A 21,304-nucleotide genomic window follows, 5' to 3' on the forward strand; every position below is an offset into this window, starting at 1 on the left:
CTCTCAGATGTGGCGCGGCAGAGCCTAGCCGGGCGTGGGTGCCAGGTCTAGGCCAATGCGAGCCCTGTTTCGGTCCCTTGATCGGCAGTGCGTGCCGGGCCGGTCCGTGATCGCAACTTCGCGCGGCGGTCTCGCAGTTGACCGGCCCGCCGCCCGACAGGCGACAGAAGCGCGACGAGACTTTTCCGATGCTTTCTCGCCGTGAGGAGAAGGGTCCTCGCTCCCCTCGCGTCGCGTTTGCCAGTCACCACCCACGGCGGGAGACTGGTGACATCAGCGTGACCGCGCCGCTGGAAACGGGGATGGCCGGTCCCTAAGCCTCTCCCGCTGCCGCCACACCAGCGGACACCCGCGGGATTGTCTGCGACCGGCCATGTTGAACGTCGAATCACCTTCCGCGTGTTGATGGTCGCGCGCCATGAACGGTGATCTGATAACAGCTGAGAAAAGCCGAGCAGGCCGTCGAAGCGATGATTGCTCCGCCGTCGGTCTCTCACTCGGGAGGTGTCCCATGAGCAGGACTCGTCCGATCAACTGCATCGTCCCTCCGTACATCCTCGAAAAACTCCTGGACAGCGAGAACACCGAGGTACGCAAGTCCGCCCTGGACACCCTGCTGGTCACTGCCCGCCTACAGGGTGAGCGAACGGTCCGGGCGTCCTTCTCCGGCGCGGCCGCCCCCGGTGACGGTCGGCGCACCGTCTTCGACTGCGAGCAGAGGGAATTCCTCGCCGACGCGGTCCTGGTCAGGCCGGAGGACGGCCCGGAGGCCGACGACCCGTCCGTCAACCGGGCGTTCGACGCCCTCGGACTGACGCGCGACTTCTACAAAGAGGTCTTCCAGCGCAATTCGATCGACGGCCACGGGATGCGCCTGGACGCATACGTCCACTACGGCTTCCAGGTCAACAACGCGTACTGGGACGGACGGCAGATGCTCTTCGGCGACGGGGACGGAAGGGAACTCGGTGACCTCACCAAATCCCAGACGGTTGCTTCTCACGAGATGGCGCACGGAGTGACCGATCACACCGCGGGATTCGAGTACCACAATCAGTCCGGGGCGCTGAACGAGTCGATGTCGGACGTCTTCGGGTCGCTGGTCGAGCAGTGGTCGCTGAAGCAGACCGCCGAGGAGGCGGACTGGCTGATCGGGGCCGAGGTGTGGACTCCGGGAATCGCCGGAGACGCCCTGCGATCGATGAAGAACCCGGGGCACGCCTTCGACAATCCGAAGTTCGGGAAGGACCCCCAGCCCGACCGCATGAGCAGATTCGTCCACATGCCCGACAACAAGCCCGGGGATTTCGGGGCTGTGCACTACAACTCCGGCATCCCGAACAAGGCGTTCTACCTGACGGCCGTGCGGATCGGCGAGTTCGCATACGGGGCCGCCGGAACCCTCTGGTATGAAGCGCTCAAGGCGTCCAGTGCCGAGGACGGGTTCCAGGACTTCGCCGGCACCACCTTCCACAAGGCCGGAGAACTGTTCGGCGCCGGCAGCCCCGAGCAGTCGGCCGTCCTGTCGGCCTGGCAGGAGGTGGAAGTCCCGATCACCGGCGTCCCGACCGGCGTCGCCCGGGTACGGAGCTTCGCGGTCAACGGGAACGGCGGCGCACGCCGGGAGGACGCCGCGGCGGCTCTCAACAGGCAGATCGGCACACTGAACGACAAGGTCACGGGGCTGGCCCAGGAAGTGGCCGCGCTGAAGGGCACCAGGTGACGGTGACTCTGGAGACCTACGGCGGGCTGGCCGCGGCGGCCCATCTCGGCCGCCCGCCCAAGGTGCTGGACGCGGATGCCCTGCCCGAGACGGCCGCGGCCGAACTGGGCCGACTTCTGGCGGCGGCCGTCTCGACGCCCGGCAAGGAGGACGACGGCCGGGCCAGGGACGCGATGAGCTACACGATCACCGTGCGGGACGGCGACCGCGTGACGGTTCTCGAACAGTCGGACGCCGCCATGACCCCCGCGTTCGCGGCCTTGCTGACGTGGCTCAAGAAGCATTTCGCGCAGGAGTGACGCGTGGCACCGGGCCGCCGGGGCGTCGGGCCGCCCGGTCGTCGGCAGCCCGGTGTGTGACGGCGCCGCCCGGCCCGGCGGAGTCGACGCGCCATGCGCGTTCGCACCCCCCGTACCCTGTCCCGCGTGTCGTCCTCCCGCCTGCAACGTGTCGCCGTCCTCGTGCTCGAGGGGGCCAAGCCGCTCGACGTCGGCATCCCCGCCCAGGTGTTCACGACCCGCGCGAGCATGCCCTACGAGGTGCGGGTGTGTGGCGCGGCGCCCGGGCTGGTGACCGGCGGCGACGGGCTGTCGTATCACGTGGCCCACGGTCTGGACGCGATCGAGTGGGCCGACGTCGTCTTTCTTCCCGGCTACCGCTTTCCGGACCTCGACGACCCGCCGCCGGAGGTCCTCGGCGCGCTGCTGGCCGCCCACGCCCGGGGTGCCCGGCTGGCCGCCATCTCCACGGGGGCCTTCGCGCTCGCGGCCACGGGCCTGCTCGACGGCAGACGCGCCACGACCCACTGGCACTACACCCGCGCACTGGCGGCGAAGCATCCGCTCGTCCAGGTCGACGAGAACGTCCTGTTCGTCGACGAGGGCACTGTGCTGACCTCGGCCGGTGCCGCCTCCGGGATCGACCTGTGCCTGCACATCCTGCGACGCGACCTCGGCGTGGCCGCCTCGAACCACGCGGCCCGACGGCTGGTCGCCGCGCCCTACCGAAGCGGCGGCCAGGCGCAGTACGTGCCGCGCAGCGTGCCGGAGCCGCTGGGGGAGCGGTTCGCCGCCACCCGTGAGTGGGCGCTGCACCGGCTCGACGAGCCTCTCACCCTCGAAGCGCTGGCCCGGCACGCGGCCGTCTCGGAACGCACCTTTTCGCGGCGCTTCGTCGAGGACACGGGGTACACGCCCATGCAGTGGGTGATGCGCGCCCGTATCGACATGGCACGTGAGCTGCTCGAACGCTCGGAGCGCGGCGTCGAGCAGATCGCCGGCGACGTCGGACTCGGCACGGGGGCGAACCTCCGTACGCACTTCCAGCAGATTCTCGGCACCACACCGAGCGAGTACCGGCGCACCTTCGCCAAGGGCGAGTAGCCGGGCGTGGCGAGCGTGGCGGGATCCTTTCGAACCATGGCGCTCACGCCTGGGGCGCGAAGAGGCGTCGCACGCGAGGCTGGTGGCGAACCGAAGGGACATCACTCATGACTCGCATCGCCGTCAACGGATTCGGCCGCATCGGACGCAACGTGCTGCGCGCACTCCTCGAGCGCGACAGCGACCTCGAGATCGTCGCCGTCAACGACCTCACGGAGCCCGCCGCCCTCGCGCGGCTGCTGGCCTTCGACTCGACGTCCGGCCGGCTGGGCCGCCCGGTCACCGTCGACGGCGATGTACTCGTCGTCGACGGCCGCCGCATCAAGGTGCTCGCCGAGCGCGAACCGGCGCAGCTGCCGTGGGCGGAGCTCGACGTCGACATCGTGCTGGAGGCGACCGGCCGGTTCACCTCCGCCAAGGCCGCCCGCGCACACCTCGACGCGGGCGCGAGGAAGGTCCTGGTCAGCGCGCCCTCGGACGGCGCGGACGTCACGCTGGCGTACGGCGTCAACACCGACGCCTACGACCCGGAGCTGCACACGATCGTCTCGAACGCCTCGTGCACGACCAACGCGCTCGCCCCGCTGGCCGCCGTACTCGACGACCTCGCCGGCATCGAGCACGGCTTCATGACGACGGTGCACGCCTACACGCAGGAGCAGAACCTCCAGGACGGTCCGCACCGCGACCCGCGCCGGGCCCGTGCCGCCGGCGTCAACATCGTGCCGACCACGACGGGCGCCGCCAAGGCGATCGGCCTCGTGCTGCCGAACCTCGAGGGCAAGCTGTCGGGTGACTCGATCCGGGTGCCGGTCCCGGTGGGTTCGATCGTCGAGCTCAACACGACCGTCGCCCGTGAGGTGACGCGGGAGGACGTGCTGGCGGCGTACCGCACCGCGGCCGAGGGCCCGCTCGCCGGCGTCCTGGAGTACTCGGAGGACGCGCTGGTGTCGTCCGACATCACCGGCAACCCGGCCTCGTCGATCTTCGACTCGGCCCTCACCCGCGTCGACGGCCGCCACGTCAAGGTCGTCGCCTGGTACGACAACGAGTGGGGCTTCTCCCACCGTGTGATCGACACCCTCGAACTGCTCGCCGCGCGCTGACCGTGGGCCTTGCCGGACCCGCCGACCGTCCGCGGATCGCTCCGCCGACGGGTCGGCGGGTCCGCCGGCATGGTCCCCCGGCCCTCGGGGGCCGCCCCGCGTGACCGGCGGAGTCCGGCGGCGAACAGCGGAGTCCGGCGTGCCCGAGGTCGTTCGGGAGGGCTCAGGACAGGCGCGTCGGCGCGCTGCCGGTGTCGGCGGCCAACGCGCGACGCAACCTGGCGTCATGCGCGCTGCCGGGCGCCGCGCTCAAAATGACGATCTTGAGGTCCGATTCGCCGTCCGTCAGGACATCGCAGTCCACTTCGACGGACCCGACCTCGGGATGCTCGATCGTCTTGTGGTCCTCGCGGTGGGCACCCACCGCGCCGCTCGCCCACAGCCGGGCGAACGTGGGATTGCCCGCGGTGAGCTCCCGGACCAGCCCACTCAGGCGTGAGTCGTCGGGGAAACGACCGGTGGCGCGGCGCAGGTCGGACACGATGGCGAGGTCCGAGTCGGCGCTGTTCATCACCGCCACCGGCCAGCGGGCGATGCGCACGGCGTCGGAACCGACCGGGAACCGCTCTCGGGCGAAGTTGCGCAGCTCGGGCGGTGCGGTCGACGGATCCCCGAGCAGCGCCGCCCACCCACGGTTCCACCAGATCAGCTGCCAGTCCGCGGCGAACACGGCGACCGCGACCTCTCCGAGCCGGTTCAGCACGCGCTGCACGCCCGGCGGAATGCCGTCGGGGATCAGGTCGTCGGGCGGGGGAACCAGCCCGGCCATGCGGTACAGGTGGTCGCGTTCGGGGACGGTCAGTCGCAGGGCGCGTGCCAGAGAGGCGACGACCTGGGCCGAGGGGGCCGTGGCCCGGCCCTGCTCCAGACGCACCACGTAGTCCACCGACACACCGGCGCGTTCGGCGAGTTCCTCGCGACGCAGCCCGGCCGCGCGCCGCGTCCGGCCCGACGGCAGGCCCACGGCCGACGGGGACAGCCGCTCTCGCCAGGCACGGATCGTCGCGCCCAGCCCAGCTCCCGCGTTCGTCGCCATGGCCCCATCCTGCCTCACCGCCTCACCGCCTCACCGCCTCACCGACCGTGGTCGTGGCTTGACCGCGGCGATCCTGGTACTCCCGTTCCTACGGTCGAAGCGTCCCTGGCCCGGCGCCGCCCTGGTGGGGACGATCGACTCATGACCACCACGTTCATCACCGGAGCCAACAAGGGTCTCGGCCACGAGACCGCCCGCCGCCTCATCGAGCTCGGTCACACCGTGATCCTGGGAGCCCGTGACCCGGAGCGGGGCGCCGCGGCCGCGGCGGCCCTGGGCGCGCGGTTCGTCCGTATCGACGTCACCGACGACGCCTCCGTCGCCGCCGCGGCGGCCGATGTGGCCGCGCACGAAGGCGTGCTCGACGTTCTGATCAACAACGCCGGCGTGACCGGCCCGCACCGTGAACCCGGCGAGCTGACGGGCGCGGACGCGCTCAGCGTTTTCGACGTCAACCTCTTCGGCGTGATCCGGACGACCACCGCCTTCCTCCCCCTGCTGCGCCGGTCGCCCGACCCGGTCGTCGTCAACGTCAGCAGCGGTCTGGGATCGCTCGCGTTCACTCACGACCCGTCCCGGGTCGAGTCCTCCGTCGTCGCCCCTCTCTACACCGCCTCCAAAGCCGCCCTCACCATGCTGACCACCCAGTACGCAAAGGGGCTGAAGGACATCCGCGTCAACGCCGCCGATCCCGGCTACACGGCCACCGATCTCAACGGCCACAGCGGCCCCCAGTCCGTCACCGAGGGCACCGACGCCATCGTCCGACTCGCCACCGAGGCGCCCGGCGCCGGCTCGGGACGCTTCATCGACCGCACCGGCCCGATCGACCCGCGCTGAGACCGTCGTCCGGCCGTCGGCGCGCGCGTGCCGCACCCCGAGAGCCATCGAACGCCCGCGTGGATGTGGGCGAAAGGGGGGAAGAGGGCCGCCGCTGAGAGCGGCCCTCTCCTCTCCTTCGTCAGTGCTTGCCGATGGCCTTGTTCATCTCGGCGATCTCGGCCGTCTGCGCCGCGATGATGTCGTCCGCCATGGACGTGGCGGGGCCGTACCTGCCCTTGCTCCGCTCGGTGGTGGCCATGGCCACGGCGCCCTCGTGGTGGGCGGTCATCATGGTCAGGAACATGGTGTCGAAGGCCGCGCCGGACGCCTTCTCCAGTTCGTCCATGTCCGAGCCGTCCATCATGCCGGGCATCCCGGACCCGGCCGAGTGGTCCATGCCGGGCATGGAGCCCGTGGAACCGTCCGACGCCGGGACGGGCTCGCCCCAGGACGTGAGCCAGCCGCTGAGGGTCCTGATCTCCGGGTCCTGCGCCTTCTCGATGCGCGAGGCGAGGTCCCTGACCTCGGCGGACGAGGCCCGGTCGGCGGCGAGTTCCGCCATGTCGAGGGCCTGCCGGTGGTGGGGGACCATGCCCTGCGCGAAGGACACGTCCTGGGCGTTGTGCGCTCCGGCCGTGGCGTCGGCACCCGCCGACGACGACGCGGTGCGGTGACCGCCCGCGTGGCCGGTGTCGCCGCCGTTGCCGCCGCACGCCACGAGGACGAGCACGGCGGTGACGGAGACGGCCGCGAGGGCGGCCCGGCGGTTCCGGGTATGGGTACGGGTACGGGTGTCGCGCATGCTGGAACTCCTGCTGTCTGTCCCGCGAGGTGCGGAAAGGGATCTGGACGTGCCGGGGCGCGTCGCGTCGCCGTACCGGTGACGCGACGCCGAACGGTGTCTAGATCCGCAGGAGTTGGAGTTCCGCCAGGGAGGGTGGCGCGCGTGCGCCGTCCGGGGCCCTGGTCACGTCCGAGCGGAGGTCGGCGGCGCGTACCGGGACGGTCACCGGGGCGGGAACGAGCGCGGGCAGGGACGGCGCACCGCTCACCCCGGCGGCAACACAGGTCGCGTCCGCGTGATGGAGGTGTCCTCCGCCGCAGTCCCCGCCGTCCCCCGCGCAGTCGTCATGAGCGCTGACCGAGACGGCCGTCATGTGCGGTGGCCCGCCGGCGTGTTCGTGGCCGGTGCCGCCAGGGGCCAGGGCGTGCATGGCCAGTATCCCGGCGAGCAGTCCGAGCACGAGCAGCGCCCGCCACCGCCGCACGGGCGGTCGCTCAAGCCGGCCCCGCTCACGACTCTGCATCGGGATCATCCTAGACGGACCCTGTGAGGGGCGCGTTCGAGGGTTGCGAGGCGACCCGGGGCGCTGTCACCGAAGGTGTGCGATCCCGTACAGTCCGCACCGCGTCAGTGCTCTCTCGCAGCCCGGCACAGCGGTTGACCAGGAGAAGAATCATGGAATCAGAAGCCGGTCACGGCTCCCTCTCGCTCGATTCCGGTACGGGACGACCGGTCCCGGAAGCCGAGTCGGAACTCGTGGAGCGGTGGCGCTCGGAGAGAGGCGAGCTGGTCGAGTTGCTGGCCCGGGTGCGCGAACGGTGCGGCGGTGTCGCCGCGTTCCGGATCGGGCCGTCTCCCACCGTGCTCGTCACCGACCCGTCGGCGGTCCAGCACGTCCTGGCCCGGCACCCGGAGCGGTACGTCAAGCGTTCCCACCGCGCGCGTCTGCTGATCGGCGACGGGGTCCTCGCCGCCACGGGTTCGGCGTGGAAGCGTCAACGTCGCCTGCTTCAGTCCCAGTTCACCGGGACCGGGATGCGCCGCTACGAACAGCGGATCACCGGCGCCGCCGGAACCACCGCCGAGCGCTGGGCCGGTCACGCCCGGACCGGGCAGAGCGTCGACGTCGGGCGGGAGATGCGTCGCTTCGCCCTGGACGCCATCTGGCGCTCCCTCACCGGGCACCCCCTCGATGACGCGACCGAGCGCGAACTGGACGCCGTGGCAGTCGTGGCGAACGCCCTTCCGACCCTGCCCGCCGATGCCTCCGACGCCCGGGACGCCGTCGCCACGGATCTCGCCCGGATCGACGCGGTCGCCCGGCACGCCATCGACGCCGCCAGAAACGGGTCGGCCGGCCCGGACGGCCCGGGTCTGCTGCAGGTTCTCACCGACGCCGGCACCGAGCATCCCGAGTACACCGACCAGCTGATCCGCGACGAGCTGGTCACCCTGCTCGCCGCCGGTCACGAGACCACCGCGACGACTCTGACCTGGCTGTATCTGCTGCTCGATCGGTACCCCGGCGCCCGCGAAGAGGCGCTCGCGGCCGGCGCCGAGGGCTCGCCGCAACGCCGTCAGGCCCTCCAGGCCCTGATCCACGAGACACTCCGGCTCTATCCGTCCGCGTGGATCCTGCCCCGTCACGCAGCCGAGGACGACATCCTCGCCGGGTACACCGTCGAGGCGGGCACCGACATCCTCGTCTGCCCGTACCTCACGCACCGCGATCCCGAACTCTGGCCGGATCCCGAGCACTTCGACCCACGGAGGTTCGTCACCCCGGGGGGTCGGCCCACGCACCCGGGCGCCTACTTCCCTTTCGGCATCGGTCCCCGTGCCTGCCTCGGCCTTCAGTTCGCGCTCCGCGAGTCGACCGTGCTGCTCGAACACCTGTTGCCGGTCCACACCCTGGTGTTCTCCTCCACTCCCACCAGGACGGCGTACGGAATGACCGTCCGTCCCGAGGGACCCGCTCTCGCGACCGTGATGGGTTGAGAACCTGCGGAGCGTCCCGGCTCCGCGGTGGTCAGGAGGCGGCCGTCCCGTGGCCGGTGCTCGTCCTGAGGTCCGCCGCGAGCGCGTCGAGCCACACCTCGATGTCGCTCAGGAGGGACAGGACTCGTGGCGGGGCCTCGGAGGACAGGGAGGGCGGCGGCGTCAGGCGGACACGGACGCCGCCCGGGGGGAAGTCGGCAGCCCGGACGATGGCTGTCTCCGCCTCCTCCCCGATGTGCCGGGCCCAGTGCAGGGCGGCGGCGGGCAGTTCGGGCGGCCGGTCCGTCCGGGGCAGCCAGTAGGCGCCGACCAGCACACGGGAGCCGAAGTTGAGCGCGGCGAGGTAGTCGGCCTCGGACTCCGGCACGGGTCCGGAGGGCTCGGTGCGGTACTGCGCATACGAGCCCTCCGCGATGCGTAGCCGGTGCAGGGTCAGCCGGACGGCCTGACGTGCGGCGTCGCCGTCCGCCGGGCCGTCACCGGTCGCGGCGGCGGTGGTGGCCCGCACCACGGGCGCGGCGGACCGGAGCAGTGCCGTCATGCTGCGCCGCGTCTCGGCGCGGGCCCCGAACGGCCAGGCGAGCACCCCGCACAGCAACCCGACCGCGCTCCCGGTCAGCACGTCCACGACACGCGTCTCCGCGAGCCGCCACGTCACGGGGGCGAGCTGCGCGAACGCCGTGGAGACGACCAGGGTGAACAGCCCTTGCGCCCACGCCGGCCCTTCCAGCGGGCCCACCGCGAAGCCGATCAGCATCATCGGCACGAGCAGGAACGCGTACACCTCGGTGGACGGCCCCGCGCCGATGAGGAGCAGTCCGGCGGCGAGCGCGCCGGCCATGGTCCCCACGACGGCCGCGCGGACGGCGGACCAGGTGGCTCCCGCCGTGGTCCGCCCGAGGGTCAGCACGGTCAGCAGTACCCAGAAGCCGTGCGACAGGTCGAGTGAGCCCGCCACCAGCCGGGCGAGTGCGAGACCGCACGCGCTGCGCAGCGCGTTCTGGAAGACGACGGATCGCCGCGTCAGATTCCCGGCGAGCCGGACCGTGAACAGACGGACGGTCGGTGTCCACGCGTACCAGAACTGCTCCCGGGGCAGGCCGTGCACCGGTCGGCGGCCGTCGAGCGCCAGGGCGACGGCCGTGCGCACGGTCACGGCGGACACCGCGATCGTCAGCACCGTCGACTGCCGCCGCAGAACGGGGTGCGGGCGGGCGACCCGCGCGGTGGGGTCACCGTCGCGTGCGGTCAGGAACTGGGCGATCATCTCCTCGATCAGTTCGGGCCCGGCCGCCGGGCGCCTCCGGCGCAGCGCGCCGGCCGTTTCGGCGCACGCCGCCGCGGTGCCGCTCAGCAGATTCCGCGAGGCCAGGTCCGAGGGAGCGGGGCCGGCCTCGGTGAGGGCGGCCAACTGGTCGACGAGCCGTCGGGTCGCGGATCCCGCCTGTGCGAGCGCTCGGTCCGCCCTGCCCGCTCCGGTCGGGCGGGCACCGGGAGGCTGCCGCGAGAAGCGCAGGTCCCGGCCTGCCGCCCTCAGGCGTGCGGCCGGACCGGGTTCCGAGCCGTGGGTACGGATCAGGGAGCGGGCGGCGTGGGCCGCGAGGTCCAGGGTGTCGGCGATCCGGTCGCGGTACGACGGATCCGGCGCATCGGGAAGCACCACCACCTCGCACAGGACGAGCAGCGCCCCGCCGACGGCGACGCCGAGCAGTCGCTGGGGCAGCGTTCCGGGGGCGAACGGCGGGAAACAGGCGAGGATGTAGAACAGCTGGAGCCCGGGGACGGTGCCGGCCAGGCGCGGCCCGCACACCGAGCCGAACATCAGCCCGAACCCGACGGCGAGCATGCCCGCCACGGCCGACCAGGTCTGGACGGCGAGGGCCGTGCCCGCGGCGGTGAGGGCCGCGGCGGCGGGCAGGGCACGCAGCACGGTCGCCGCCCGTCGGCGACCGGATCCCGGCACCGGCGAGAGGACGCCGAACGCGATGGGCGTGAACAGGGCGTAGACCGCGGTCACGGGCTCATCGAGGATGTACGCGGCCGGATAGAACCCGGCCGCCGCGGCGACCGTGACACGCGTCGCACGCCGGCCGGCCCGGACGGATTCGGCGAGCGACGGCCGCTTGGGCATCAGCGCTCCTCTCCGCGCGCCACCCGAGGATCATCCGCGGCTTTCAGTGTCGCGCGGGTCGGGAGCTCACGCAGGTGGGCGACGCCGCGCCCCGCGCATCGCTGCTGGTCCCCGCGCTTCGGGACGCTCGCCTACGGGTGCATGGCTGTGAGGTTTGCACCGAAAGCTCAGGCGCGGGGCACGTACGCCCCGCGCTCAGGCCCTTCCGTGGGGCAGGGGAGGGCCGTCGGTGGCCTTCCCGGAGGGAGTGGAGATCGACCGGCCCGCTCCGGGGTATGCGGGAGGGAACCCGAGGACCAGAACCCGAGGACCAGAGGATCAGAGGACCGAGGACCGAGGACCCGAGGACCGAGGAAAGGAACACCGTGACGACGTACGTGATCACCGTGCCCGGCACTTTCACCGCCGGGGTCGAGGACGAGACGCGCACGCGGCTGAGCCGCGCCCTGCGCCCCGCCGATCCGCACCGCACGCGGATGGGCAGCGCGCAGGACCTGGACCCGCTCACCGTGAACGAGGACGACACGTTCACGATCCGGCTCGCCGTCGAGGCGGACAGCGGTCCTCTCGCGGAGGAGGACGCCCGCAGGCTCGCGGATTCCGCCCTGCACGCCGCCGGACTGGACGACAGCAGCGCGCCGCTGGGGCCGGCGGTGGTCACCGGTATCGATTCCGACGTGTGAGCGGTCGGCGCGGGGCGGAGCCGGGGCGCGGCCCCGCCCCGCGCGGACCGGGCGAAGGCGAACCGCGCCGGACGTCCACGACCGACCCCGGCGCACCGACCACCGACCACCGATCATCGATCACGGCGCACGATCAGGGCCCACGATGTCCGCCCATGATCACGGCCCACGGTCACGGCACACTGTGCGCCGCTCACCGCTCACCGCTCACCGCTCGCCTTCGTCGGTCAGTGGCCGCCACGCCCGTGTGTCAGGCGCTGCCACACCGCTCCCGCCATGGCTACCTCGCCCTTGGCGTTGGGGTGCGCGGGAGCCGCGGGGGACGCGGGCTGCAACGGTTCGATCCACCGCTCGGCCGGGGACTTGCACATGTCGTGGCCGATGGTCGGGCCGTACGTGTCGACGTACTCGGCGTGGTTCCAGCGCGCCACCAGTCGCAGCATCTGGTTGAGCCGCTTGCCGGTGTCGCGGAGGTAGGGGAAGTCCTGCGTCGCGAAGGGCACCGAGGGCGCGCAGCCGCTGCCGTCGTCGGGCAGCAGGTCCGGGTACCCGACGACGAGGATCCGGGCGTGCGGGGCCCGGGCGTGCACGGCCTGGAGGACCCGGGCGACCTTGGGGGCGGTCTTGACCGTCGCGACCGTGAGCTGGTCGACGCCCGAGGCGTTGTAGTGGCGCCGGCAGGGGTCTCCGGTCGGGTCCTGCGCGGCCAGTTGGGCGCAGGTGCCGATGATGGAGCCGAAACCGATGTCGTTGCCGCCGATCTGGACGGTCACGATGTCGGTGTTCCGCCCCACCGCGTCGAGTTGGGGGCCGTTGGTGCCCTGCGCCTTCCACATGTGCTCGGTGGTCGCACCGGCGCAGCTGACGTCCTTGAACGTGGCCGTCCGGAGCCGATCCGCGACGATCGACGGGTAATTGTGGTCGGAGCGGGCGCAGTTGGCGTCCACCTGCCGAGGGATGAGCGGCCCGGAGGTGTAGGAGTCGCCGAGCGCCACGTACCGGCTGCCGCCACCGCCATCGCCACCGCCGTGTGCCGCGGCCGGTGCCGCGGAGGCGGCGACCAGGGCACAACTGCCCAGTGCGGCCAGGAAGGTGACGCCCTTTCGGCCGTGACCGGCCGGTCTTCCCGTGCGTACGTCGCGCTGCATCGAGTTCCTCCCCCTTGAAGCCCACGCCCTGTCGACGACGCCGTCCCGTACGGTCGGCTCATCGTTCGACTGGGCTTGTATACCGCCCGGTAGGTCACCGGGGCCAGAGCCGGGAGCGAACGTGTTGGGGCAGGAAGCGGGGGCGGCCGCGTCCGCGACGGGGGGGCCGCGCCGGTCGTCCTCCGCCCCTCGTCAGGCGCGGACGCCGCGCAGCAGGTTGGTGATCAGGCTCGTCGCGAACTCCTCGGTGACGGGCAGGTTGGGCATCAGCAGGCGGTGGTAGCAGGCGCCCCACAGTTGGTCCACCAGGACCTCGGGATCGACGTCGCCGCGCAGCTGGCCCTCTGTCTGCGCCCGCCGCATCCTCCGTACCGCCAGTTCCCGCCGCGGGCCCGAGTAACGTTCCAGCAGGGCGGCGGACAGCTCGGGATCGGTCTGCGCCTGGCCGATGAGCTCGGCGATCACCCGCCCCGCCGGGGTCTCGGTGACGGTCCGTACGAAGGCGTGGAGCTGCGCGGTGAGGTCGGCCTCGAGGTCGTCGCCGTCCGGGAAGGCGAGCGCGGACTCCACGACGTGGAAGTAGCCGTCGAGAGCGAGCGCGCCTTTGGACGGCCACCATTTGTAGATCGTCGTCTTGCTGACTCCCGCGCGCTCGGCCACCGCCTCGATGGTGAAGGTGGCCATCCCCCTGTCGAGGAGCAGACCGCCGGCCGCGTCGAGGACGTCCGCGCGCACCTCGTCGGCGGGGCGCCGGCCGCGACCGCGCCGTGGTCCGGGGGCGGCTTCGGGCTCCGACCGTTTCTGCATGGTGCCGACCTCCAGGCATCGTCCGACACGCCACAGCCTGACATATGGACGGAGCGTTCACCACGTGGTTATATGAACACAGCGTTCATAAACAAACTGGAGGCAGCATCATGTCCGAGACCACACGCGTCGCACTCGTCACCGGCGCTTCCGGGGGGATCGGCCGGGCCGTGGCCCGACGGCTCGCGGCCGAGGGCATGGCCGTGGGTGTGCACTACGCGGGCAACAAGGCGGCGGCGCAGGAGACCGTCGCCGCCGTCGAGGCGGCCGGCGGCAGGGCGGTCGCGGTCGCCGGCGACGTCGCGGACGAGGGAGCCATGGCCGAGGCCTTCTCCGTGGTGGAGGGGGTGTTCGGTGGGATCGACGTCGTGGTGCACACCGCCGGCGTGATGACCCTCGCGCCGGTCGCCACGTTCGATCTCGACGCCTTCGACAAGCTGATGCGGACCAACGTCCGTGGCACCTTCGTCGTGGCCCGCGAGGCCGCGCGCCGCGTCCGCGACGGCGGGGCGGTGGTCACCTTCTCCACCTCCGTGACCCGGCTCGCCTTCCCCGGGTACGCGGCCTACGCGGCGAGCAAGGGCGCCGTCGAGGCCATGACGCTGGTGCTGGCCCGCGAGATGCGCGGTCGGGACGTCACCGTCAACGCCGTCGCGCCCGGCCCGACCGCCACCCCGCTCTTCCTCGAGGGCAAGGACCAGGAGTCGATCGACCGCCTCGCGGCGCAGCCCCCGCTGGAACGGCTCGGCACCCCCGAGGACATCGCCGAGACGGTGGCCTTCCTGGCAGGCCCGGGACGGTGGGTCAACGGACAGGTCCTGTTCGCGAACGGCGGCATCGCCTGAGCCGCGATTCACCCCGCTCGTCGGGCACTTCGAGCCCACAGCGGAGGTGGGGAGGGCATCACCCCGGAAAAAAATACCAAACGCGCGGTTTACTAGCAGATCACCGGTGGGATGCTCTCCACGTTTCGGACGAGCGGGCCCGGTCCCGCGTCGTCCTGTCGGGGTGGAGGGAGGGAGACCTGATGGTCATGCAGGCGCGAGCGGCGCTCACACGTCAGTCACTTGTCCGAGCGGCTGCCGAGTTGTTCGCCGCCGAGGGGTACGCGCGGGCTTCCCTTCCCGTCATCAGCGAGCGGGCCGGTGTGAGTACCGGCGCCCTGCACTTCCATTTCGCCAGCAAGAACGATCTCGCCGGTGAGGTGGAGAGGGCCGCGGCGGACTCCGTGGAGGAACTGGCGCGACGATGTGGCAGCACGGCGGACACGGTGTTGCAGTCCCTCGTGCACACCGCGTGCAGCCTGCTCATGGCCGTGGTCACCGATCCCGTGATCAGGGCGGGGTTCCGGCTGAGCTGTGATCCGTCCCGTAAGAACGGGGCGCAGATGCTGCAGTGGTGGCGGACGTGGGTGCACGACCTGATCGTCCGGGCGCAGCACGAGGGAGAGCTCGCGCAGGACGTCTCGGTCGACGCCGCGACGACCGTGATCGTGGCGGCGACGGCGGGGTTCGAGGTGCTGGGCGCGGTGGATCGCGACTGGCTCTCCGTGGACCGCGTGACGCAGTTGTGGACCTTCCTCCTGCCATGGCTGGCGGGCTCGCCGGTTCCTGCCTCGCGGCTCTCGGGGGTCGGGGAGGCCCTGGACGAACTCCCCGAGTAGCCGATGGCCCGTGCCGTGCGGGACGGCACGAGGTTCGGCGAGCACGGGAGGGCCTCGGGAATTCACCCGGAGTCACTCAAGGCGAACTCGACCTTCCGTCGTCACCGACGGGCAGGGTCCGCAGGAAGTCCCTGCCCTTCGGGGCGAGTCCCGCGGCGAAGCGGGTCAGGGCGGTGGAGCGGTCGGCGTCCGTGTCCAGTTCGGCGTGCGTGCGGCGGGCGGTGAGACCCGGTGCGTCCTGGGCGGGGGAGTGGACACAGCCCCGGTCGGCGTATGCGCGGGTGACCGCGCCCTTGGCGTGCGGGCGCGTCAGGATCGTCGTCACCGTCGTGCGGGCCAGGTCCGCTCCGAGTGCCGGCCGCGCGGCGGCCGGGGTGAGCGGTCCGTCGGCGGCCCGGAGCGCGGCCAGGACGCCCGCCTCCGGCGCGGCGTACGGAAGAACCCGACCGACCTGCCGCCCGGTCGGCGACCGGCCGGCCGTGTGGGCGACCGGCTTCTTCCGGCGGGCGGGGGCGTGAAGGGGGCGTGCGGGGGCCGAGGTCAGCGAAGGTGGACGGCGGGTGCGCCCTCGGTGTGCTGTCGCCTCTTCGCGTCGATGGCGGCCGCGGTGACCGCCGGCGCGGCGGGGAACATGACCGCGGTGATGGCGAAGGCCGCGGTGTAGCCGTGGGTCAGAGCCCCGCTCGCCTTCCGGACCAGGGCCGAGTCCCCGACGGCCAGGCCCCGGTAGAGGGCCGAGGCCGCCTCGGGGAGCCGGTCGGCGGCGGCGTTCGTGGAGACGGTCGACAGGACGGCGAGACCGAGCGCGCCGCCGATCTGCTGGGCGGTGTTCAGCAGCGCGGAGGCGATGCCCGTCTCCTGATGCTCGACGGCGTGGACCGCGCCGTGGGTCATCGGCACGAAGCTCATGCCGAGCGCTCAACGGACCTGCGGAAACCAGCTGTTGGGAGGTGATTTTCCGTACGTGATGTGGTCGAGGAGAACTTCGCCGGAGGGGTGCGTCGCTCACACTGTTCCGGCTTTTGCAAATCAAGCAGAACGCCGCTTTTCCGTTCCGGACGGACCTCTGGGGTTTCTTGTGCCGACCACGGGTGGACCGAGCCTGAAAGGCTTTGCCTCCCCCGCCTGCCGTGAGGCTGCGGGGGCCTTGACCTCGGGTGGGCGCTCCACGATGCTTCGTTGCGGCACGTGAGATGCGTGTCGTCATAAGCAACATCCACTGAGGTCTCGTACCTAGCCGAGGAGTGGCCATGACGCACCAGGTCCGTGCTGTCGTCGCGCGGGGCAAGGGTGCCCCCGTCAGCCTGGAAACGATCATCGTGCCGGATCCCGGACCGGGCGAGGCGCTGGTGAAGATCGAAGCCTGCGGGGTCTGCCACACGGATCTGCACTACCGCGAGGGCGGCATCAACGACGACTTCCCCTTCCTGCTGGGGCACGAGGCCGCGGGTGTCGTGGAGTCGGTGGGGGAGGGCGTCACGGATGTGGCACCCGGCGACTTCGTCATCCTCAACTGGCGAGCGGTGTGCGGCCGGTGCCGTGCCTGCCGGCGCGGACGGCCCTGGTACTGCTTCGACACCCACAACGCCCGGCAGAAGATGACCCTCGCCTCGACCGGAGAGGAACTGTCCCCGGCGCTCGGCATCGGCGCGTTCGCGGAGAAGACACTGGTGGCCGCCGGGCAGTGCACCAAGGTCGACCGGGCCGTGTCGGCGGCCGCCGCGGGACTGCTCGGCTGCGGCGTGATGGCGGGCATCGGCGCCGCCATCAACACCGGGAACGTCGGACGCGGTGACAGCGTGGCCGTCATCGGCTGCGGCGGTGTCGGTGACGCGGCGGTCGTCGGATCCCGGCTGGCGGGCGCGGCGAAGATCATCGCGGTGGACATCGACGACCGGAAGCTGGCCACGGCCAGGACCCTGGGCGCGACGCACACCGTCAACTCCCGGGAGACCGACCCGGTCGAGGCGATCCGCGAGCTGACCGGCGGCTTCGGCGCCGACGTCGTCATCGAGGCGGTGGGCCGCCCCGAGACGTACCGGCAGGCGTTCTACGCCCGCGACCTCGCCGGCACGGTCGTCCTGGTCGGCGTGCCGACCCCGGAGATGAAGCTGGAGCTGCCGTTGCTGGACGTGTTCGGGCGCGGCGGCTCGCTGAAGTCGTCGTGGTACGGGGACTGCCTGCCCTCCCGCGACTTCCCGATGCTCGTCGACCTCTGTCTGCAGGGACGGCTGGATCTGGACGCCTTCGTCACGGAGACCATCGGGCTGGACGAGGTGGAGAAGGCGTTCGGCCGGATGCACGGTGGCGAGGTCCTGCGTTCGGTGGTGCTCCTCTGATGGCCGGGGTGCGCATCGAACACCTGGTCACCTCGGGGACGTTCGCGCTGGACGGCGGCACCTGGGAGGTCGAGAACAACGTGTGGATCATCGGCGACGACGAGGAGGTGATCGTCGTCGACGCCGCGCACGACGCCGGGGCCATCGCCGAGGCGCTCGGCGGACGCACCCTGCGGGCCATCGTGTGCACCCACGCCCACAATGACCACATCGACGCCGCGCCCGCCCTCGCCGCGCTCACCGGCGCCCCGGTCCTGCTCCATCCCGACGACCTGCCGCTGTGGAAGCAGACCCACCCCGACCGCGCGCCCGACGGTGAACTGGCCGAGGGGCAGGTCCTCGACATCGCCGGCGTCGCCCTGACCGTGCTGCACACCCCCGGCCACGCCCCCGGCGCGGTCTGCCTGTACGCGCCGGCGCTGACGGCGCTCTTCGGCGGCGACACGCTCTTCGCGGGCGGGCCGGGGGCGACAGGCAGGTCGTACAGCGACTTCCCCACCATCGTCGACTCGATCCGCGACCGGCTGCTCACGCTGCCCCGCGACACCGTCGTGTACACCGGTCACGGGAAGACGACCACCGTCGCCGCCGAGGCTCCGCACCTTCAGGAGTGGATCGACCGGGGCTTCTGACCGTCCGGCAGGCACACGGGGCCGCGCGCCCGTTTCCCCACCCGTCACAGGGTGAGGAGGCGGGCCGCCTTCATGTCGTCACTCCCCTGTACCGACAGGGGGGCGGCCGGCCCCTGACGTCTCGTATTGCGCATCATCATGCGTATAGCGCAACTCCGAGCGCCGAGTTGTACGGCTTGTGAATGCCTTGACAAGGATTCGGGCCGACTCCAGACTGATGTTGCGCTTACCGCAATCCGTTTCGTCATACGCACCGAGGTGTCATGAAGATTCCCGCGTGCCGTCTCGCGGATCTCCCGCGAGGTGAGGCCTTCCGGCTCGACATCGATCCGCCGGTCTCGGTGTTCCATACCGACGACGGCGAGCTCTTCGCCATCGACGACACCTGCACCCACCAGGACGCCTCGCTCGCCGACGGCTGGCTGGAGGGCTGCGAGGTGGAATGCCCGCTGCATGCCTCGAAGTTCGACCTGCGCACCGGCGCCGTCGACGCCCCGCCGGCCAAGCTCCCGGTGCGCACGCACGAGGTCGTCCTCGAGGACGGCGTGGTCCACGTCCGGGTGTCGACGGACGCCCCCAACCTGCCGCCCTGCGTCGCGTCCCGGCTCACCGGGGGTTCCGCGTGAGGACCGTGGCCGTGGTGGGCGCCTCGCTCGCCGGACTCTCGGCGGCGCGCTCGCTGAGGAAGCAGGGCTACGACGGACGGCTCGTCGTCATCGGCGACGAGCTCCATCGCCCCTACGACCGGCCGCCGCTGTCCAAGGAGTTCCTGGCCGGCACGCTCGGCGAGGCGGATCTCGCACTGGAGTCGCGGGACGAGGACCTGGGCGCCGAGTGGCTGCTCGGCGTACGAGCCACCGGCCTGGACCGCACCGGCCGTACCGTGCGGCTCGCCGACGGACGGGAGGTCCGCGCCGACGGCCTCGTCGTCGCGACCGGCGCCGCCGCGCGCACGCTGCCCGGGACCGAGGGCCTGGCCGGGGTGCACGTCCTGCGCACCCTGGACGACGCCCGCGCCCTGCGTGACGAACTGGGCCGCGGCGGACGGCTGGTGGTGATCGGCGGCGGCTTCATCGGTGCGGAGGTGGCCTCCACCGCCTACGCCCTGGGGCTCGAAGTGACGGTCGTGGAGGCGGCCCCGACGCCCCTGGCGGGGCCGCTCGGTGCGGCCATGGGCGGCATCGTCTCCGGCCTGCACACGGACCACGGCGTACGGCTGCTGTGCGGAGTGGGCGTCAAGGGGCTCGGCGGGAAGCGGGCCGTGGACGCCGTCCTGCTCGACGACGGCCGCAGCGTCCCGGCCGACCTCGTCGTCGTGGGCGTGGGTGCCCGCCCGTGCGTGGAGTGGCTGGAGGGCTCCGGCGTCGAGCTCGACAACGGCGTCAAGTGCGGCGCCGACGGCCGCACCGGCCTGGCCGGGGTGGTCGCGGTCGGCGACTGCGCCAACTGGTACGACCCCCGCGCCGGTGCCCACCGCCGCGTCGAGCACTGGACCGGCGCGCGGGAGCGCCCCGACGCCGCCGTCGCCGCGCTGCTGGCGGGGGGCGCGGTGGCGCCGGGTCCGCCCAGGCCGCCGTACTTCTGGTCCGACCAGTACGGCGTCAGGATCCAGTTCGCCGGTCATGCGGCCGGCGCCGACAGTGTGACCGTCGAGGAAGGCGCCGTGGACGAGCGCAACGTCCTGGCCGTCTACCGGCGCGCCGGAGATCCGGTCGCGGTGCTCGGCATGAACCAGCCCCGGCTGTTCATGCGCTGGCGCAAGCAGCTCGCCGCCGCGACGTCTTGACACCACGCCCGCGGCATTTCATGCTGCGGTTGCGTATTGCACGCAGTGTTGCCTCATGCACAACGCGGGAGTCGCTCTTCCCGGCGCGTGAATGTCCCCTCCCTGACGTCTCCCGAGGAGTGACCTGTGACCTCGACCGGACTGCCGGACAGCCTGATCGCCACCCTCCCCGGCTCCTCCTACACGGATGCGGCGGTCTTCGCCCAGGAGCAGGAGCACATATTCGAGACCATGTGGTTCTGCGTCGCACGCGCCTCCGAGCTGGCGAAGCCCGGCGCCTTCCGCACGGTCGACGTGGGCCGCGAGAGCATCCTCGTCACCCGCGCGCGGGACAACACCGTCCGCGCCTACTTCAATGTGTGCCGGCATCGCGGGGCCAGACTCCGCACCGAGGAGACGGGCGAAGTGAAGCGGGCCTTCCAGTGCCCGTACCACGCCTGGACGTACGACCTGAACGGCAAGCTCGTCGCGGCGCCCAACCTCACCAAGATGCCCGACGTCGGGCGCACCGAGTACGGTCTGGCCCCCGTCGCCGTCCGGGAATGGCTCGGCTACGTCTGGGTCTGCCTCGCGGAGGACCCGCCGTCCTTCGAGGAGGCCGTCGTCGGCGATGTCGTCGCCCGGCTCGGCGACGTGGAGTCGATCGAGCGCTACGGCATCGAGAGCCTCTCGGTCGGCCGACGCATCGTCTACGACGTGAAGGCGAACTGGAAGCTCGTCATCGAGAACTTCATGGAGTGCTACCACTGCGCCACCATCCACCCCGAACTCACCGAGGTGCTCCCCGAGTTCGCCGACGGGTACGCCGCGCAGTACTACGTCGGGCACGGCGCCGAGTTCGGCGAGGAGGTCCGGGGCTTCACCGTGGACGGCTCCGAAGGGCTGGACCGCATTCCCGGGGTGGCGCAGGACCAGGACCGCCGCTACTACGCGATCACCGTCAGGCCGCAGGTCTTCGTCAACCTCGTCCCCGACCATGTGATCTTCCACCGGATGTACCCGGTGGCCGTCGACCGCACGATCGTCGAGTGCGACTGGCTCTACCTCCCGCACGTCGTCGAGAGCGGCAAGGACGTCAGCCGGTCCGTGGAACTCTTCGACCGGGTCAACCGGCAGGACTTCGACGCGTGCGAGCGCACCCAGCCCGGGATGAGCTCCCGCATGTACGCCAAGGGCGGGGTGCTGGTGCCCAGCGAGCACCACATCGGCGCTTTCCACGACTGGGTGAACGAGCGCCTGGGTGCCCGCCCGCGGTAGCCGGGCC

General features: G+C 71.8%; 22 protein-coding genes. 14 read left to right on the plus strand and 8 right to left on the minus strand.

Annotation, left to right across the window (positions count from 1 at the left end; translation table 11 throughout):
- The first annotated feature begins 511 nt into the window (after positions 1 to 511).
- The 4 genes from OG440_RS35590 to gap all read left to right on the plus strand — a co-directional run bounded on the left by OG440_RS35590 (position 512) and on the right by gap (position 4,211).
- Entirely contained in the window at positions 512 to 1,723 is a 1,212-nt protein-coding gene (locus tag OG440_RS35590; protein ID WP_406010874.1) for a M4 family metallopeptidase, read from the plus strand.
- Positions 1,720 to 2,022, plus strand: coding sequence for a protealysin inhibitor emfourin (locus OG440_RS35595; protein WP_406010875.1), 303 nt, complete (start codon positions 1,720 to 1,722; stop codon positions 2,020 to 2,022). The genes OG440_RS35590 and OG440_RS35595 overlap by 4 nt, the downstream gene beginning before the upstream one ends.
- 126 nt (positions 2,023 to 2,148) lie before the next feature.
- A complete protein-coding gene (locus OG440_RS35600; protein ID WP_406010876.1) occupies positions 2,149 to 3,105 on the plus strand; it encodes a GlxA family transcriptional regulator in 957 nt (318 codons plus the stop codon).
- A 107-nt stretch (positions 3,106 to 3,212) separates the two neighbouring features.
- Positions 3,213 to 4,211, plus strand: coding sequence for a type I glyceraldehyde-3-phosphate dehydrogenase (gene gap / locus OG440_RS35605; protein ID WP_406010877.1), 999 nt, complete (start codon positions 3,213 to 3,215; stop codon positions 4,209 to 4,211).
- 163 nt (positions 4,212 to 4,374) lie between these two features.
- Here the strand turns inward: gap and OG440_RS35610 are convergent, their stop codons facing one another.
- Positions 4,375 to 5,247 (minus strand): helix-turn-helix transcriptional regulator, encoded by an 873-nt coding sequence (locus OG440_RS35610; RefSeq protein ID WP_406010878.1) that lies wholly within the window; start codon positions 5,245 to 5,247, stop codon positions 4,375 to 4,377.
- 141 nt (positions 5,248 to 5,388) lie between these two features.
- On the opposite strand from OG440_RS35610, the gene OG440_RS35615 reads away from it, so the two are divergent.
- Entirely contained in the window at positions 5,389 to 6,087 is a 699-nt protein-coding gene (locus OG440_RS35615) for an SDR family NAD(P)-dependent oxidoreductase (protein WP_406010879.1), read from the plus strand.
- Between the two features lie 121 nt (positions 6,088 to 6,208).
- On the opposite strand, the gene OG440_RS35620 is transcribed toward OG440_RS35615, so the two are convergent.
- Positions 6,209 to 6,871, minus strand: a complete 663-nt coding sequence (locus OG440_RS35620; RefSeq protein WP_406010880.1) for a DUF305 domain-containing protein — start codon at positions 6,869 to 6,871, stop codon at positions 6,209 to 6,211.
- 100 nt (positions 6,872 to 6,971) lie between these two features.
- Positions 6,972 to 7,376 (minus strand): DUF6153 family protein, encoded by a 405-nt coding sequence (locus OG440_RS35625; RefSeq protein WP_406010881.1) that lies wholly within the window; start codon positions 7,374 to 7,376, stop codon positions 6,972 to 6,974.
- A gap of 152 nt (positions 7,377 to 7,528) precedes the next feature.
- Here OG440_RS35625 and OG440_RS35630 point away from each other — a divergent pair, with 152 nt between their 5' ends.
- Positions 7,529 to 8,851, plus strand: coding sequence for a cytochrome P450 (locus OG440_RS35630; protein WP_406010882.1), 1,323 nt, complete (start codon positions 7,529 to 7,531; stop codon positions 8,849 to 8,851).
- A gap of 31 nt (positions 8,852 to 8,882) precedes the next feature.
- Here the strand turns inward: OG440_RS35630 and OG440_RS35635 are convergent, their stop codons facing one another.
- Positions 8,883 to 10,982, minus strand: a complete 2,100-nt coding sequence (locus OG440_RS35635; RefSeq protein WP_406010883.1) for an FUSC family protein — start codon at positions 10,980 to 10,982, stop codon at positions 8,883 to 8,885.
- A 365-nt stretch (positions 10,983 to 11,347) separates the two neighbouring features.
- Between OG440_RS35635 and OG440_RS35640 the strand changes: the two genes are divergently transcribed.
- Complete coding sequence (locus OG440_RS35640) at positions 11,348 to 11,665, plus strand: hypothetical protein (protein ID WP_406010884.1); 318 nt, start codon at positions 11,348 to 11,350, stop codon at positions 11,663 to 11,665.
- A gap of 227 nt (positions 11,666 to 11,892) precedes the next feature.
- Here OG440_RS35640 and OG440_RS35645 read toward each other — a convergent pair whose 3' ends face one another.
- Together OG440_RS35645 and OG440_RS35650 are read right to left on the minus strand one after the other, a co-directional pair.
- A complete protein-coding gene (locus tag OG440_RS35645; protein WP_406010885.1) occupies positions 11,893 to 12,813 on the minus strand; it encodes an SGNH/GDSL hydrolase family protein in 921 nt (306 codons plus the stop codon).
- A 192-nt stretch (positions 12,814 to 13,005) separates the two neighbouring features.
- On the minus strand, positions 13,006 to 13,620 hold the full coding sequence (locus tag OG440_RS35650) for a TetR/AcrR family transcriptional regulator (RefSeq protein WP_406010886.1): 615 nt from the start codon (positions 13,618 to 13,620) through the stop codon (positions 13,006 to 13,008).
- A 110-nt stretch (positions 13,621 to 13,730) separates the two neighbouring features.
- Between OG440_RS35650 and OG440_RS35655 the strand changes: the two genes are divergently transcribed.
- Both OG440_RS35655 and OG440_RS35660 read left to right on the plus strand, forming a co-directional pair.
- Entirely contained in the window at positions 13,731 to 14,465 is a 735-nt protein-coding gene (locus OG440_RS35655; RefSeq protein WP_406010887.1) for an SDR family oxidoreductase, read from the plus strand.
- Positions 14,466 to 14,653: 188 nt separating this feature from the next.
- Complete coding sequence (locus OG440_RS35660) at positions 14,654 to 15,283, plus strand: ScbR family autoregulator-binding transcription factor (RefSeq protein WP_406010888.1); 630 nt, start codon at positions 14,654 to 14,656, stop codon at positions 15,281 to 15,283.
- Positions 15,284 to 15,359: 76 nt separating this feature from the next.
- Here OG440_RS35660 and OG440_RS35665 read toward each other — a convergent pair whose 3' ends face one another.
- Both OG440_RS35665 and OG440_RS35670 read right to left on the minus strand, forming a co-directional pair.
- A complete protein-coding gene (locus tag OG440_RS35665) occupies positions 15,360 to 15,827 on the minus strand; it encodes a BlaI/MecI/CopY family transcriptional regulator (protein ID WP_406011552.1) in 468 nt (155 codons plus the stop codon).
- Entirely contained in the window at positions 15,824 to 16,192 is a 369-nt protein-coding gene (locus tag OG440_RS35670; protein ID WP_406011578.1) for a hypothetical protein, read from the minus strand. Before OG440_RS35670 ends, OG440_RS35665 begins: the two co-directional genes overlap by 4 nt.
- 341 nt (positions 16,193 to 16,533) lie before the next feature.
- On the opposite strand from OG440_RS35670, the gene OG440_RS35675 reads away from it, so the two are divergent.
- From OG440_RS35675 to OG440_RS35695, 5 genes are all read left to right on the plus strand, one after another.
- Positions 16,534 to 17,622, plus strand: a complete 1,089-nt coding sequence (locus OG440_RS35675; RefSeq protein ID WP_406010889.1) for an S-(hydroxymethyl)mycothiol dehydrogenase — start codon at positions 16,534 to 16,536, stop codon at positions 17,620 to 17,622.
- Positions 17,622 to 18,254 (plus strand): MBL fold metallo-hydrolase, encoded by a 633-nt coding sequence (locus OG440_RS35680; RefSeq protein WP_406010890.1) that lies wholly within the window; start codon positions 17,622 to 17,624, stop codon positions 18,252 to 18,254. Before OG440_RS35675 ends, OG440_RS35680 begins: the two co-directional genes overlap by 1 nt.
- 263 nt (positions 18,255 to 18,517) lie before the next feature.
- Positions 18,518 to 18,880 (plus strand): bifunctional 3-phenylpropionate/cinnamic acid dioxygenase ferredoxin subunit, encoded by a 363-nt coding sequence (locus OG440_RS35685; protein WP_406010891.1) that lies wholly within the window; start codon positions 18,518 to 18,520, stop codon positions 18,878 to 18,880.
- Positions 18,877 to 20,040, plus strand: coding sequence for an NAD(P)/FAD-dependent oxidoreductase (locus OG440_RS35690; RefSeq protein WP_406010892.1), 1,164 nt, complete (start codon positions 18,877 to 18,879; stop codon positions 20,038 to 20,040). Before OG440_RS35685 ends, OG440_RS35690 begins: the two co-directional genes overlap by 4 nt.
- A gap of 126 nt (positions 20,041 to 20,166) precedes the next feature.
- Positions 20,167 to 21,297 carry an aromatic ring-hydroxylating dioxygenase subunit alpha gene (locus OG440_RS35695; protein WP_406010893.1) on the plus strand — a complete coding sequence of 377 codons (1,131 nt, stop codon included), beginning with the start codon at positions 20,167 to 20,169 and terminating at the stop codon, positions 21,295 to 21,297.
- Positions 21,298 to 21,304 lie beyond the last annotated feature (7 nt).

The sequence above is a fragment of the Streptomyces sp. NBC_00637 genome (genome assembly GCF_045161545.1).
GTDB lineage: Bacteria > Actinomycetota > Actinomycetes > Streptomycetales > Streptomycetaceae > Streptomyces.